12 protein-coding genes are annotated in these 14,216 nt (G+C 66.7%); 5 read left to right on the forward strand and 7 right to left on the reverse strand.

All coding sequences use genetic code 11. The annotated features are described in order from the left end of the window. Positions 1-182: 182 nt before the first annotated feature. Positions 183-866 carry a hypothetical protein gene (locus ABD974_RS00005; RefSeq protein ID WP_345301223.1) on the forward strand — a complete coding sequence of 228 codons (684 nt, stop codon included), beginning with the start codon at positions 183-185 and terminating at the stop codon, positions 864-866. 57 nt (positions 867-923) lie between these two features. On the opposite strand, the gene ABD974_RS00010 is transcribed toward ABD974_RS00005, so the two are convergent. Next, a complete protein-coding gene (locus tag ABD974_RS00010) occupies positions 924-1,412 on the reverse strand; it encodes a pyridoxamine 5'-phosphate oxidase family protein (protein ID WP_345301224.1) in 489 nt (162 codons plus the stop codon). Between the two features lie 252 nt (positions 1,413-1,664). Further along, complete coding sequence (locus tag ABD974_RS00015) at positions 1,665-2,390, reverse strand: hypothetical protein (RefSeq protein ID WP_345301225.1); 726 nt, start codon at positions 2,388-2,390, stop codon at positions 1,665-1,667. Between ABD974_RS00015 and ABD974_RS00020 the strand changes: the two genes are divergently transcribed. After that, entirely contained in the window at positions 2,389-3,750 is a 1,362-nt protein-coding gene (locus ABD974_RS00020; RefSeq protein WP_345301226.1) for a hypothetical protein, read from the forward strand. The two genes, ABD974_RS00015 and ABD974_RS00020, sit on opposite strands and share 2 nt — an antisense overlap. Before the next feature lie 147 nt (positions 3,751-3,897). On the opposite strand, the gene ABD974_RS00025 is transcribed toward ABD974_RS00020, so the two are convergent. The 4 genes from ABD974_RS00025 to ABD974_RS00040 form a co-directional block, all read right to left on the reverse strand. Then, positions 3,898-5,391, reverse strand: coding sequence for a choice-of-anchor tandem repeat GloVer-containing protein (locus ABD974_RS00025; RefSeq protein ID WP_345301227.1), 1,494 nt, complete (start codon positions 5,389-5,391; stop codon positions 3,898-3,900). 324 nt (positions 5,392-5,715) lie between these two features. After that, positions 5,716-6,642 carry an XdhC family protein gene (locus tag ABD974_RS00030; RefSeq protein ID WP_345301228.1) on the reverse strand — a complete coding sequence of 309 codons (927 nt, stop codon included), beginning with the start codon at positions 6,640-6,642 and terminating at the stop codon, positions 5,716-5,718. Then, a complete protein-coding gene (gene xdhB / locus ABD974_RS00035; RefSeq protein ID WP_345301229.1) occupies positions 6,639-8,969 on the reverse strand; it encodes a xanthine dehydrogenase molybdopterin binding subunit in 2,331 nt (776 codons plus the stop codon). Before xdhB ends, ABD974_RS00030 begins: the two co-directional genes overlap by 4 nt. Continuing rightward, positions 8,966-10,339 (reverse strand): xanthine dehydrogenase small subunit, encoded by a 1,374-nt coding sequence (locus tag ABD974_RS00040; protein ID WP_345301230.1) that lies wholly within the window; start codon positions 10,337-10,339, stop codon positions 8,966-8,968. Before ABD974_RS00040 ends, xdhB begins: the two co-directional genes overlap by 4 nt. 426 nt (positions 10,340-10,765) lie before the next feature. On the opposite strand from ABD974_RS00040, the gene ABD974_RS00045 reads away from it, so the two are divergent. The 3 genes from ABD974_RS00045 to ABD974_RS00055 all read left to right on the forward strand — a co-directional run bounded on the left by ABD974_RS00045 (position 10,766) and on the right by ABD974_RS00055 (position 13,484). Further along, the gene (locus tag ABD974_RS00045; RefSeq protein ID WP_345301231.1) at positions 10,766-11,800 is read left to right on the forward strand and encodes an adenosine deaminase; all 1,035 of its coding nucleotides are present in this window, start codon (positions 10,766-10,768) and stop codon (positions 11,798-11,800) included. A gap of 514 nt (positions 11,801-12,314) precedes the next feature. Continuing rightward, positions 12,315-12,749: an RICIN domain-containing protein gene (locus tag ABD974_RS00050; RefSeq protein ID WP_345301232.1), complete on the forward strand. Its 435-nt coding sequence runs from the start codon at positions 12,315-12,317 to the stop codon at positions 12,747-12,749. Positions 12,750-13,097: 348 nt separating this feature from the next. After that, complete coding sequence (locus tag ABD974_RS00055; protein WP_345301233.1) at positions 13,098-13,484, forward strand: VOC family protein; 387 nt, start codon at positions 13,098-13,100, stop codon at positions 13,482-13,484. Between the two features lie 153 nt (positions 13,485-13,637). Here the strand turns inward: ABD974_RS00055 and ABD974_RS00060 are convergent, their stop codons facing one another. After that, the gene (locus ABD974_RS00060; protein ID WP_345301234.1) at positions 13,638-14,171 is read right to left on the reverse strand and encodes a single-stranded DNA-binding protein; all 534 of its coding nucleotides are present in this window, start codon (positions 14,169-14,171) and stop codon (positions 13,638-13,640) included. Positions 14,172-14,216 lie beyond the last annotated feature (45 nt).

Here is a 14,216-nt window from a genome sequence, read left to right on the forward strand (position 1 = left end):
CCCGATACCATCACCACAGGACTCACCGCTTGAGTGGCTACAAAATCCGTACGCAGGTCAAGAACACATGGGACGGAGTTGAACCCGACGCCGGAAGCGCCGTGCAACGAACACGCCCGGCATCGCGTACGCTTGCGAAAGCACGCTAGCCCTTCACCAACGTCGCCTCCGGAGCGTTCCACGTGACCCGTCCCCTGCCCCTGTTGATCTTCGCTGCCGCATTGTCCGCCTGCGGCGGCCCATCGACCGAACCCACGGCGCCGGCAACGCCCTCCGCATCGCAGACCGGTGCGGCATCCGCATCGGCATCCGCCCCCGAACCCGCATCGACACCCGCCGCGACGAAGCCGCCCGGCATCGACGCGCTGCTCGCGGCGGACGACACGCTCGCGACCGCGCAGGCGCGCCTCGGTGCGAACAACGTGCGCGAACAGGCGCTGGACGGTGCCGAAGGCGAAACCCTAGCGGGCTGGGTGGTGTATCCGGACGATCCGACGCGAACGGCGGACGTGTTTCTCGACGAGGCCAATGCGCATCCGACGATGCTGCGCATCCGCGCGCCGAAAAGCCTCTGGACCCGCGCGGACGGCATCCGGATCGGGCTGGGCAGCACGGAATTGCAGGCCATGAACGGCAAGCCCTTCGCGTTCTACGGGTTCGAATGGGATTACGGCGGCGCGGTCAGCGATTTCCATGGCGGCCGGCTCGATCCCGGAGACGCGCCGCGCGCCAGCCTGACCCTGTGCCCGCCGGAGAATGCGGGCGACGACTATCCCAGCGGCGACGCGACGTTTTCGTCGGACGACCCGCGGATGATCGCGAGACCGGCGACGATCTGCGAATTCACGGTACCGATCGGAGACTGAGCACGCGGAGACCGCGCTCCGCGTGCCCTGGATCGTTCATCCGCGGAGTCTTCCGCGTCAGCGCAGATCGACTTCCGCGGTCTTGTCGGCGTAGGTCTTCTTGGGATCGCGGCCGAACAGCAGGTGGATCCCGGCCATCAGCGTGGATTCGTTCTGCCAGACGTGGGCGTGCTCGGCGTCGAAACGCAGCAGGCGCAGTGACGGATCGCTTTTGCCGCCTTCGTACCAGGCGGCGACGAAGGGGTTCCAGAGTCGATCGATGATCTCGCGATCGTTGTCCACCTCGATCGGCCCATCGATGCAGGCGAACAGTCCGTGCCCTTTCGCCGCATAGCAGGCCCTTGCCCTGGCCGAACCGCCTCCGAGGCGCACGACCATGCCGTTGTCGGCGGAGGTGAAGATCCAGATCGGGCCTTTGCCGTCCTCGATCAGCGCGGTCATCGGCCGCATGTGGTCGTCGTCGTGGCCGTCGAGGCCGAGCATCAGCGTGCGATCGCTCTCGATCCCTTTCCAAAGCGCGCGTTCGAGGTCTTGGGGCGTGGTCATTGCGGTCTCCTGTCATGACGGATGCGAAGGCATCCATGGAGTCGGCCGCAAGAGCCATGCCAGCATGAAGGCTTGGTCGGATCGCCGGATTTTCCCGGGAAAACGCGCATGCGGCCGGAGCGACCGTCGCCGGCATCGTTGCGGCGACGATGCCGCACGCCCGATGGATCGGGCAGCCTGCATGCGGCTTCCCGGCGCCTCGGGGCGGGCTCACGCTCGTCGCGACTGAATGCCCCGATAGGCGGGACGAGATCAGGCGTCCGCGACCTGCCGTCGACGCCAGAGCACGCGATTTCCGATCTGGACCCGCTCGACTTCACCCGAGGCTTCGAGCCGTTCGAGGGCGATCCCGGTCAACGCGGGCGATTCCGGTATGCCGGGCCAGCGGATCCACCAATCGTGAACGCCTTCGAGCGTGTCCGCGCTCTCCGGGCGTTGGCGCAGGTATTCGCGAATGGCGTTGGCGGCGAAGGCGATGAGCGCGTCATCCATCGGAAGCGGTCTGAAGAACGGAGAAGGCATCGTAGCAAGTCCTCCGGTCGACGAAGCACGTACGGGATGGGACATCGACCGCTTCCCGCGTGCGCGCGGAATCGGCCGCGGCGCGACGACATCCGGGCGATCCGGGCGGTCGTTGCGGTGTCTCAGCGGTGCGCGATCGAGGCCGGACGGACGGAACACATCACGACGATGCGGGTCGCCCACGGGCGAAATCGCGTCCGCCGCGAAATCGATGCGCGTACGAATTCGCTTGAAAAGTCGCCGGCTCGATCCGACCTCCTTGTTGCGGCAAGATGATCCTGTCCCGCCGCTTTTTCCGCAGGAACGGTTGCGCCCGAACCGGGCGCGTTGCCCACGATGGAGACAAGGAATGCGATTCAGACACTTGACGTTGCCCGCATGCGCCCTGGCGTTGGCGTGGTCGGGGCTGTCCGGACAAGTACGGGCGCAGTCGCAGGACGACACATTCGTGTTCATGTCCTCGCAACTGTCCTGCCCGCCGGCCAAACATCAACCGCACTGCTATCTGACCAATCCGGTCGCCGCGGCGAAGGCGGTCGCCGCCTTGCGCGATGCCGGCGCGCGCAATGTCCTGATTCCGTCCGCGACCCTGGACGAGATGATGGTGATCGCCCAGGCGATCGACGACGCCGGGCTGAAGTTCTACACGTACGAGCACTGGGAATTCATCGGTGCCGTGCGCCCGCAGTACCCCGGGGGAACGTTCGATTGCGGCGCCTACACCCATGATCGCATCGATGCCGAGATCGCCCCGCTGCGCAAACGTTTCCCGAACGCCTATGCCGGCCTGCATTTCACCGACGAGCCGCTGCAGCGCGATCTGGCCAATCTCGGCGCGCAGGCCACTTGTCTGCGGAACGATCCGCGCACCGCCGGCATGAAGATCTTCGTCAATCTGCTGCCGATCTATTCCAATCAGATGCAGCCCGGCGGCCCGGCGGCGGTACCGGACGCGATGGCGCCGGCGCAGTATGGCGTGAGCTGCGCGGCCGGCGGCATCACCAACCCGACCGCAGCGCAGACGGTGGCGTCGAATCACCTCGCCTATGTGGTCGCCGCGGCGGACAGCATCCGCCCCGATTTCCTGGCGACCAACATCTATGTGTTCGATCTTCATCTGGCCCAATGCCCCGCAGGCCGGGAGTTCGTGATGACCGAAGGCATGAGCGCCGTGTCCAACGTCGCCCGCGCCCGCGGCCTGAAACCGGTCGCCTACCTGCAGAATTTCCGCACCGCGGCGCCGCCCTATTCGTTCCATCCCACCAACTTCCACCATCACCGCTGGTACACCAGTTGGTTCTTCGTGTTCGGCGGACGCCAGTTCGCCAACTTCCTGAGCCACGACGACGACACCATCTCCGGCGCCATGCATCACGGCATGCTGACCGCGAGCAACGACAGCCGCGACATTGCGGTCGATGCGCTGAATACGCACGCCTACACCCGACAGATCCAGGCGCAGCTCGGATCGCGGACCCATCATCGCTTCGTGGCGCCGTTCCTGTCGGTCCCGACGGGCGAACTGATCGGTTGGCTGCCCACGAACCAGATCGTCGCCGGGGAGTACGGGCTCAATGCGGACAGCAGCGCCATGGTGTTCTTCGCGCGGCGCAGCATCGATCAGCCGGCATCGTCGACGGTCAGTTTCAACAAGTGGTGGTCCCGGGTCGAACGGCTGAACTTCAATACCGGCCTGTGGGAAACGGTGGGCACCAACACCAACTCGACCCAGGTCGCGCTGACCGACTTCCCCGGCGCGCTCTACCGACTGTCGATGTCGGGCATGGCGGCGGAAAGATCGGAGACGGGACAGTAAGCTCGGGACACCCACTGTTTCCGCGGGAATACTGACCATTCGCCTGGCGTGCGGTGCGCGTGATCGCCCGCAATGGTCGACTTCATCCGGACCGGGACGCGGAAGCCGCGTCCCGGACGGCGCGAACGCCGCGTCGCGGCGACAGAATCACGGCGACGAGAAATGCACCTGCGGCGCGAACGTGTAGCCGCTGCCGTTGTTCGTCATCTGCACGGCGGTGACCACGCCATCGGTGAGAACGGCCACGCCCTGCGCGGTCATGCCGATGCCCGGCGCGTCGAACCGCACGCTCGGCGCCGAGGTGTAGCCCTGCCCGCCGATGATCATGGTCACGCCCAGGATGACGCCATCCTCCCACACCGCGGCGCCCTTCGCGGTCCTGATGTCGATGAGCTTGAACACGGTCCCACCGTCGCTCCCGCCGCCTTCGACGGTGGTACCGCAGAGATTGCCGTTGCCATCGAAGATCAGATTGTTCTCTGGCGAATTGCCCTGCGTGTTGCTGTCGACGAAATCGAAGAGCGTCGAATACGTGTAGCTGCCGTCGCCGTTGTTCTTCAGCATGAACACCGCGCCGTTGGCGTCGGAATCGCTGGCGGTGCCGTACACGTTGCCATCGGCATCGAGGACCACGCCGGCAAGCGGACAGGCGACGCCGGACGCGGCGATGTCGAAATCGTGCAGCGTGTCGAACTGCGGCGGCGAGGACGACAAATCCACCATGAAGACGGAGCCGGACCAGTTCGAACCTCCGGAATAGGTGGTGCCGTAGAGGCGACCCCGCGCATCGATCGCGAGATCGCCCGTGGGCATCGCGGCCGTCTGCATGCTCATCGGGAAGCTGTAGAGCGTGTCGTAGACGTAACCGCCCAGCGGAGACCGGAACAGCGCGAACAACTCGCCGGCCGCGTTCGCGCCACCCAACTGCTTCAGCCCGTAGAGGTTTCCCTCCGGATCCAGCGTGAGCGCGCCGGTATTGTCGTCGTACCCGGTGGGGGCCGAGAAATCGTGCAGTTTCGTGAAGACGAAAGCGCTCTTGTCGGGGGTGAGCATGAAGGCCGTCCCGCCGCCGTTCGCGCCGCCGGCGCTGGTGGTGCCGTAGAGCACGCCCCTCGCATCGATGGCCAGACGGGCGGTCGGGGCCGCGCCGTCGGGATTCGTCGCCGGCGTGCTCGGCGGCAGATGCATCGCCTGGAAATTGTAGAGAGGGAGATAGTGGACGCTGCCGTCGCCCGACAGCGACAGCCGGAAAACCACACCGTTCCCGGTGACGCCGCCGCCGGCCGTCGTTCCGTAGAAGGTCCGACCGCCGTCGGTCGCCAACAGGCCACCGACCGGGCGTGCGCCGTCCGCGCCGTTGAAATGGTGCAGCACGGAATAGGTATACGTGGTGCAGATGGGCGAGTTCTCGCTGGGCGCAAGCCGGAACACCACGCCGTGCCCCGAGGGGTCGCCGTCGGTCAACCCGCCGACGTTGGTGACGCCGTACAGATTGCCGAAAACGTCCGCGACCAGGCAGCCCTTCGGCGTGTTGCCCAGTGACGAGTTCGGATCGAAGCCGTAGAGGCTGGCGAAGTCCCAGCCGGTGTCCGCGCCTTGCGCCTGAGTCTGCGCGGCGTGCGAAGTATCGTCGTGATTCATGCGAAGTTCCTTGTCTTGAAGTCCATGTTCGAAAGACCGGCGAGACGCTTCGCGCGCGGCCATGCCGTGGCCGCGTGCCCACGGAACATGCCGATGCCGGACGCAACGGCATGCGCCTGCGAATCCGATCGCGTGTCGTCATCCCCCCGGTTCGCGGATGCGCTGCCCGCCGCGTTCGGCATGCTCTGTTCGGCATGCTCCGTTCGGCAAGATCAGCCCCCGCATCCGATCGTATGTGCCGGGCTTCGCGATTTCCACCGCGAAGACCGGAACCCCCTCGTTTGCCTAGCCGCTTCCCGTGGCCGCGGAGGCGGCCGGGCCCACTCAGCGATCCGACGCAGACCGCAGCTGGATCAACTCGGCGAGGATACTGATCGCGATCTCGTGCGGCGTCTGGGCGCCGATGTCGAGGCCCACCGGTGCGCGCAGTGCGGCCAACGCCGCGGCGTGTTCGGGCAGCGCGGCGCGCACCTCGCCGATCCGTCGGGCGCTGCCCATCATGCCGATGTAGCGCGGTGGCCGCTGGCACAAGGTGCGCAGCGCGTCGACATCGCATCGGAAATCGCGGTTCAACAGCACGGCGAACACCTCGCGCGGCGTGTCCAACGCGTCGCGCAGCAGATCGAACGGACCGGACAGGCGGGTGGCGCGATCGAACTTCGCGAGCTCATCGCTTCGCTCGTCGTGGACCCACACATCGAAATCGAGCGTGTTGGCGAGATCGTGCAGCGCAAGCCCGCAGTGACCGGCACCGACGATCAGCAGACGAGGATCGGGCCAGATCCTTTGCGGCTCGATCGTCTGCGGCTCGATCGTCTGCGGCTCGATCGTCTGCGGCTCGATCGTCTGCGGCTCACCGCCACCGAGGTCGTCGCGTTCCAGCATGAAACTGTTGCCAATCGCCAGCGTTTCGGCGATCGACGCCACCCGCAGGCGATCGTCGGCGCCCTGCCAGCGTCGCAGGCCGATGCGCATGTGCCCGCCGCAGATGCCGGCGGCGCCCTGGCGGCCGGTCAGATCGATCTCGACCACCGCACTGCGCCCCGCCTCCTGCAGCAGGGCGTTGGCGGCCGCGATCACCTGCGCCTCGGCCATGCCGCCGCCGATGCTGCCCTCGCTTCCGCCGGCGCCGATCAACATCCGGCTGCCGCCCTTGCGCGGCGTCGCGCCGCGGGTCTCCAGCACGCTGGCCAGCACCACCGGCTCCGTCGCCAGCCGGACCTGCAGGCGCGCGAACAGGCGTTCGTTCAAGGGCCGACGCCCCCGCGGACGCGCTCGATGGCGGTCAGGATCGCTTCCGGCGTGGCCGGCGCGCCGAGAGGGACTTCGCTGATTTCGCCAGCGTCGCCGAACGCGGCGACCGCTTCGCGCAGTGCCTCGCGCACGCTCATCGCCAGCATGAAGGGCGGTTCGCCGACCGCCTTGCTGCCGAAGATCACCTGCGTGGTCGGTGGCTCGCTGCGCTGGAACAGCGTCAACCGGAAATCTTCCGGCACTTCGCACACGGTCGGGATCTTGTAGGTGCTGGGCGCGTCGGTGAGCAGCCTGCCGGCCTCGTTCCAGCGCAGTTCCTCGCAGGTCAGCCAGCCCAGGCCTTGTACAAAACCGCCCTCGATCTGGCCGCGATCGATCGCGATGGCCAGCGAGTCGCCGACGTCGTGCAGGAGATCGACGCGGCGCAGCGTGTGCACGCCGGTGTATCCGCACACTTCGACTTCGCTGACCGCCGCGCCGAACGCGAAGTAGTAGAACGGATGCCCCTGGCCGGTCTGCGGGTTCCAGCTGAGCCCCGGCGTGCGGTAGAAGCCGGTGGAGGACAGACTGATGCGTGCGCTGTACGCGGCGGCGACCACGGCCTCGAAACGCAGGCGCTTGCCGTTGCCGTCGTCGGCGAACACCGCATCGTCGGCGAAGCGGACCTGTTCGGGCGTCGTGCCGAGCAGTTCGGCGGCGACCGGGCGCAGGCGTGCGATCAGGGTCTCGCAGGCGGCCTTGACCGCCTGGCCATTGAGATCGGTGCCGCTGCTGGCCGCGGTCGCCGAGGTGTTCGGCACCTTGTCGGTGCTGGTCGGCATGATCCGGATGCGCGCCATGGCGACGCCCAGCACGCGGCTGGCCACCGCCAGCATCTTGGTGTGCAGGCCCTGCCCCATCTCGGTGCCGCCGTGATTCAGCTGCACGCTGCCATCGCTGTAGATGTGCACCAGCGCACCGGCCTGGTTGTATTCGGTCTTGTTGAACGAAATCCCGAACTTCACCGGCGTGATCGCGATCCCGCGCTTGCGCTGCGGGCTGCCGGCGTTGAAGGCCTCGATCGCTTCGCGGCGCGCCAGGAACGCACTGTCGCGCAGCAACTGCGTCCACAGCGCCGGCAGATGATTGTCGACCACCGGTTGCCCGTAGTGGGTCTGATTGCGATCGAATTGCCCATCGGCGGCAGGACGGTAGAAATTGCGCTCGCGGACTTCGTGCGCCGGCAGTCCGAGATGCCGCGCGACGCGTTCCAGCACTTCTTCGCCGACCAGCATGCCCTGCGGGCCGCCGAATCCGCGAAAGGCGGTGTTGGAAGCCAGATGCGTGCGCGCGATCAGGCCGGTGATCTCGATATCCGGCACGAAGTAGGCGTTGTCGACATGCACCATCGCGCGCATCAGCACCGGCGGCGACAGGTCGCAGCTCCAGCCGCCATCGGCGATCAGCTCGACCTTCAGCGCCAGCAGATGGCCGCGTTCGTCGAAACCGACCTCGTAACGACCGAGGAACGGATGCCGTTTGCCGGTCATCTGCATGTCGAGGCCACGGCTCAGTTTGATCCGCACCGGGCGACCGGTCCTGTACGCGGCCAAGGCGGCGATCGCGGCATAGGGATTGGCCTGGGTTTCCTTGCCGCCGAAGCCGCCGCCCATGCGCAGACTGCGGCAGACGACCCGATGCGCCGGCAGCCCGAGCACGCGGGCGACGATGATCTGGGTTTCGGTGGGATGTTGTGTCGAAGAGACGATCTGCACCGTGCCTTCGGAATCGATCTCGACCCAACTGGCCTGGGTCTCGAGATAGAAATGATCCTGACCGCCGATCTGGAGTTGCCCGGACAACCGCAGCGGCGCGCGCGCCATCGCCGCGCCGGCATCGCCGCGCGCGACCCGCGCCGGCGGCAGATGAAACGCCTGCGCGGCCATCGCCTGCTCGATGCTCAGCAGCGCCGGCAGCGCTTCGCAGGTCACCGACACCCGCTGTGCCGCGGCGCGCGCCAGGGCCTCGTCGTCGGCCACCACCCAGGCCACGGCCTGACCGTGGAACATCACGGTGTCGGACGGCATCAGGGGCTCGTCGTGGAAGATCGGGCCGGTGTCGTTCTCGCCCGGCACGTCGCTCGCGGTCAACACGGCGTGCACACCCGGCATGGCCAGCGCGACCGTCGTATCGATGGCGAGAATCCGCGCATGCGCGTGCGGCGCTTGCACCGGGTACACGCTCAGCATGCCGCTGGGTGGGCGCTGCTCGTCGGTATAGATCGCGCGGCCGGTGACGTGGCCGACGGCGCTCTCGTGGCGCAAGGAGGCGGGCGACGCGCTCATGGCTGCAGCTCCGCGACGAAGCGCAGGAACAGATTGGCGCTGAGCGCGCGACGGTATTCGCTGCCGGCGCGATGATCGCTGAGCGGCTCGAACTCCGTGCGCAACTGCGCCGCCGCTGCGGCGAGGGTTTCATCGTCGAGCGTTCGCCCGGTCAGCAGCGCTTCGGTCTTCCGTGCCCGCACGGGCATGGCGGCGACGCCGCCGTAGGCCAGGCGCGCATGGCTGACCCTGTTGCGGTCGTCGAACCCGAGCGCGAACGCGGCCGCGACGATGCTGATGTCGTCGGTCTGCCGCTTGGCCACCTTGGCGCAGCCGGAACGCAGGTCGGCGCGACGCGGCAACGTGACCGCGACGATGAGTTCGTCGGGGCGGCGCACGGTCTTGCGATAAGCGACGAAATAGTCGGCCGCTTCGATATCGCGCGCGCCATCGGGACCGTGCAGATGGATCACCGCATCCAGCGCGAGCAGCACCGGCAACAGATCGCCGATCGGCGATGCGCTGCCGATGTTGCCGCCCAGGGTCGCGCGATTGCGCACCTGCAGGCCGGCGAACCACGGCAGCATGTCATCGATGGCCGGGAAGAGGCCCTGCAGTGCCGACTGCAACCGGCTCAAGGGCACGCCGGCACCGATCCGGACGCGATCGTCTTCGATGTTCAGATGCTGCAATTCGCCGATCCGGTCCAGCACGATCAGCACTGGCGCGATCGACTGGCCATGACTCAGATGCACGCCGAGATCGGTCCCGCCGGCGAACCATTCCGACTGCGGATGTTCGGCCTTGAGCGCGAGCGCGTCGTCGATGGTGGCGGGACTGAAAAAATGCTGCAGGTCCGCGGCCGGCAGCGCAGATCTGGGTTGCGCGCGCAGTGCGGCAAAGCGCGGATCGGCGGGCGCGTCGGTCGCCAGCCGTCGCGCCGCCTGGCGGATCGGCCCGTAGCCCGTGCAACGGCACAGATTGCCGGCGATCGCGTGATCATCGAGCGCATCTTCGTGCAGCCCGACGAACAGACTCATGACGAATCCCGGCGTGCAGTAGCCGCATTGCGAGCCGGCGCCATCGACCAGCGCCTGTTGCACCGGATGCAGGGTCTCGCCTTCGGCCAAGGCCTCCACGGTCAGCACCTCGCGCCCCGGCAGGACACCGACGGGCAGCAGACAACTGTTGACCGCCACATAGCGCGACCCGCCGACGCCATCGGCCTCGATCAACGCCACCGTGCAGGCGCCGCAATCGCCGTCGGCGCAGCCCTCCTTGGTGCCGGTTTGACGCTGCCGCTTGAGCCAGCGCAGCAGGGACTCGCGGGGATCGCTCTCCGTGAGCGACCGGGTTTCGCCGTTCAGGCGAAAGGTATTGGAAGTCGTCATGGCCGAATGTTACGTCCTGGCAAGAGCGAGTTCCATGGCGGGCCCACGCATGGTCAATGCGGATCTCGGCGGCGAGGCGGAACAGGTGGCCTGCCAGCCATGTCCATCGCAACCCCTGTGGGAGCGACGGAAGTCGCGACGGGCTGCGGGATGCCAACACCCGAATGGCGGGGCCATCTCCCCGGAAAAGCGTCGCGACTTCCGTCGCTCCCACAAGGGCTTCACCGACTTCATCCAGGACCGCTCGCAGAGAGCACGATCGCAGGCGGACGCGTGGACTTGCGCCGTGCGTGATCGAGACGGTATCGACCGATGTGCGCGCCGGAGATTTCGAAGAGGCTCCGAGAGGGGAGATTTTTTCGGCCCGCGGCTAGGCGTCCGCCCGCGCTTCGGGCAGACTCGCGTCATCCAGACAAGGAACTCCGCATGGCCGTCTCCGCCGAACGACTCCCCGATTTCCTGCGCGGCCTGCCGAAGGCGGAGTTGCATATCCACATCGAGGGTTCGCTGGAACCGGAATTGATCTTCGCGATGGCCGAACGCAACCAGGTCGCCCTCGCCTATCCGGATGTCGCGTCGCTGCGCGCGGCCTATGCCTTCAGCGACCTGCAGAGCTTTCTCGACATCTATTACGCCGGCGCCAGCGTGCTGCTGACCGAGGCGGATTTCTTCGACATGGCCTGGGCCTACTTCCTGCGCGCGAAGGCCGACAACATCCTGCACAGCGAACTGTTCTTCGACCCGCAGACGCACACCGCGCGCGGCGTGCCGATGGCCACGGTGATCGACGGCCTGCGCCGGGCCTGCGATCGCGCGCAGATCGAGCTGGGCGTGCGCGCGGAACTGATCCTGTGTTTTCTGCGCCATCTGTCCGAAGAAGACGCGCTGGCCACGTACGAAGAAGCGCGCCCGCATCGGGGCAAGTTCATCGGCGTGGGCCTCGATTCCAGCGAAGTTGGCCATCCACCGGAGAAATTCGCGCGAGTCTTCGCCCAGGCGCGAAAGGATGGTCTGCGGGCGGTCGCGCATGCCGGCGAGGAAGGTCCTCCGGCCTACATCTGGAGCGCGCTGGACGTGCTGAAGGCCGAACGCATCGACCATGGCGTGCAGGCGCTGAGGGATCCCGCGCTGGTCAAGCGGTTGGCCGAAGAAGGCGTGCCGCTGACGGTCTGCCCTTTGTCCAACATCAAACTGTGCGTGTTCAAGACCCTGGCCGAACACAACCTGCGCGCGCTGCTCGATGCCGGGCTCATCGCGACGGTGAATTCCGACGACCCCGCCTACTTCGGCGGTTATCTGAACCAGAACTTCCTGGAGACATTCGACGCGCTGGGGCTCGATGCCAGCCACGCGGCGACCCTGGCGCGCAACAGCTTCAACGCGAGTTTCGCCAGCGCAGCGCAGAAGCGCGACGACCTGGACCGCCTTGACGCCTATCTCGATCAGGCCGGCGTGCGCTGAGCCCGTCGTCGTTCGGGTCATCGTCGTTCGAGGCATCGCCGTTCGGATCGCCATCCGACGCAGGTCGGCCACCGTGCGCCTTCGCGCGCATGCGCGCGATGCGTCCCCGGCACGAGTCCCCGGCACGGTCGCATGCGATCTTGCAATCGCGCAGAATCGACCTCGACGCGACGAAACCGTGGCGATGCGAGCGGTCGTTCCGGTGTCTCTGCGGTGCGCGATCGGGGCCGTGCAGACGAAAAAAACTCACGCCGTTCCGGATCGCACGCAAGCGGGACCGCATCGCCGAGGAATCGCCATGGATCCGCATTCGCCCTGAAAACAAGGGAAATGCGAAGCTGTCGCGAAGAGCGGCCGGAGCGCCTTCGCCGCCGGATGTCGACAGAATGCGCGTTCGTTCGGCGTCCGCCATGGGCGCGGAACCCGCTTGATCGCGCGACTTCCGATGATAGCGTTCGGCCCGGTCGCCATCCCGGCGCCAGTCACGCGTACCTTCACGCGGAACGGAGTCCACATGAGCAGCATTCTCTTCCAGATCACGATGGGCAACGGCCTTGCCCTGGCCATCGACAAGAACAACCTCGGGCCGGGCGGTCAATTGATCGTGATGACCGCCAATGCCGCCGACCCCGATCAGCAGTGGACCTGGGTATTCAACCCGGCGTCGAACGCCTCGATCCTCTACAACCCCGGCCGCAATCTGTACGCTGCGCCGAAATCGGTCGACAAGGGCGCGGCGATCATCCTGAGCGCCGTAGAGTCGCAGTACAACGATGCGCAGACCTTCAACGTGCTCGGCGCCAAGGGTGCGGCGGTGCAGTCCGCGCGCGACACCGATCTGAACATGAATGCGTTCGGCAGTTCGTGGCCGCCGGGCACCAAGGTCGGCCTGTGGCCCTGGGACAAGGGTCAGGAGAACGAAATCTGGACCTCGACCGTACTCGGCTGAAGCGCGTGTCCGACATGCACGTCGCTGCAGGACGGTGCGATGGGTTCCGCGCAGGCGGAACCCATCGTCGCAAAACGACCCAAGAGACGTTCCGCACGCGATTGGGGCAAACTGCGGATCGGCACCCGTTCGTCCTGCCGGATCCGCCCCCGCGATCGGAAGTCGTTTTCCAGGCCTGGCCGACGAGGGCGAGCGCCCGACTCACTTTCTGTGTGTTCGGCGATTTCACCGCCTTGTGTTCCCAGGACTCCGCGCGTACTGTCGACCGCACCTGCCGCGCACCCACACCACCCGGCCGATGCGTCCGCCGCGATGGGCGCTCCCTTCCGATGCGTCGAGGAGACGACCATGTCCGATCTGAACGTGTCCGACGTCCGCACCTTCATTCCCGCGAAGGACTTCTCGGTCTCGAAACGCTTCTACGCCGCACTCGGCTGGGACACTCACGATGTCGGCCCGGGCATCGCGCTCGTCCGGCTCGGCGAACGGCAGCATTTCTACATCCAGGACTACTACCTGAAGGATGTCGCCGAAAACACCATGCTTCACATCACCGTCGAAGACGCGCACGCCTGGTATCGGCATGCGGCCTCGGTCCTTCGCGACGGCGACTTCCCGGACGCGCGCGTGCAACCCCCGGTCAGGCAGGCATACGGCGCCAGCGTGACCTTCGTTCACGACCCGACGGGCGTCCTGCTGCATCTGTGCCAATGGGACGAACCGGCGGGACCGTGAGGCGGCCACAAGCATTACCGCACACATCGATGCGAACGACCATCGCGGTGGCCGCAAGCGACAGGATCGGGCCATGACCGCGCCGGAAACGGAAAACCCGCTCGGGCGAGCGGGTTTTCCGATGCGATGCGACGGAGGGGTCGCCGATAGGTCTTAGAACGGAATGTCGTCGTCCGAGAAATCGTCCATCGGCGGCGGGCTGCTGGATGCCGGCTGCTGGCGCTGACCACCGCCACCGCCGTAGCCGCCACCGCCACCGCTGCGACCACCGCCACCATAGCCGCCACCGCCGCCTTCCTGCCGCGGTGCGCGCGCCGGACGCTCGCTGCCACCGCCACCGCCGCCGCCTTCCGAGCGGCCGCCGAGCATCTGCATCTCGTCGGCGATGATGTCGGTGAAGTAGCGTTCGGTGCCGTCCTGGCCGGTGTACTTGTCGTAACGGATCGAGCCTTCGACGTAGACCTGCGAACCCTTGCGCAGGTATTCGCCGGCGATCTCGCCGAGCTTGCCGAAGAAGGTCACCCGGTGCCACTCGGTGCGCTCCTGGGTATTGCCTTCCTTGTCCTTGCGGACCGAGGTGGTCGCGAGGCTGATTTTGGTGACGGCCATGCCGCCCTGGGTGTACTTGGTTTCGGGATCGTTGCCGAGGTTGCCGACCAGGATCACCTTGTTGACGCCGCGTGCCATGAACAGTTCCTGCTGAGTCGCCGATGGTGGCGACGAATATCCGAT

This window comes from Lysobacter hankyongensis (genome assembly GCF_039543145.1).
Taxonomy (GTDB): Bacteria; Pseudomonadota; Gammaproteobacteria; order Xanthomonadales; family Xanthomonadaceae; genus Lysobacter_I; species Lysobacter_I hankyongensis.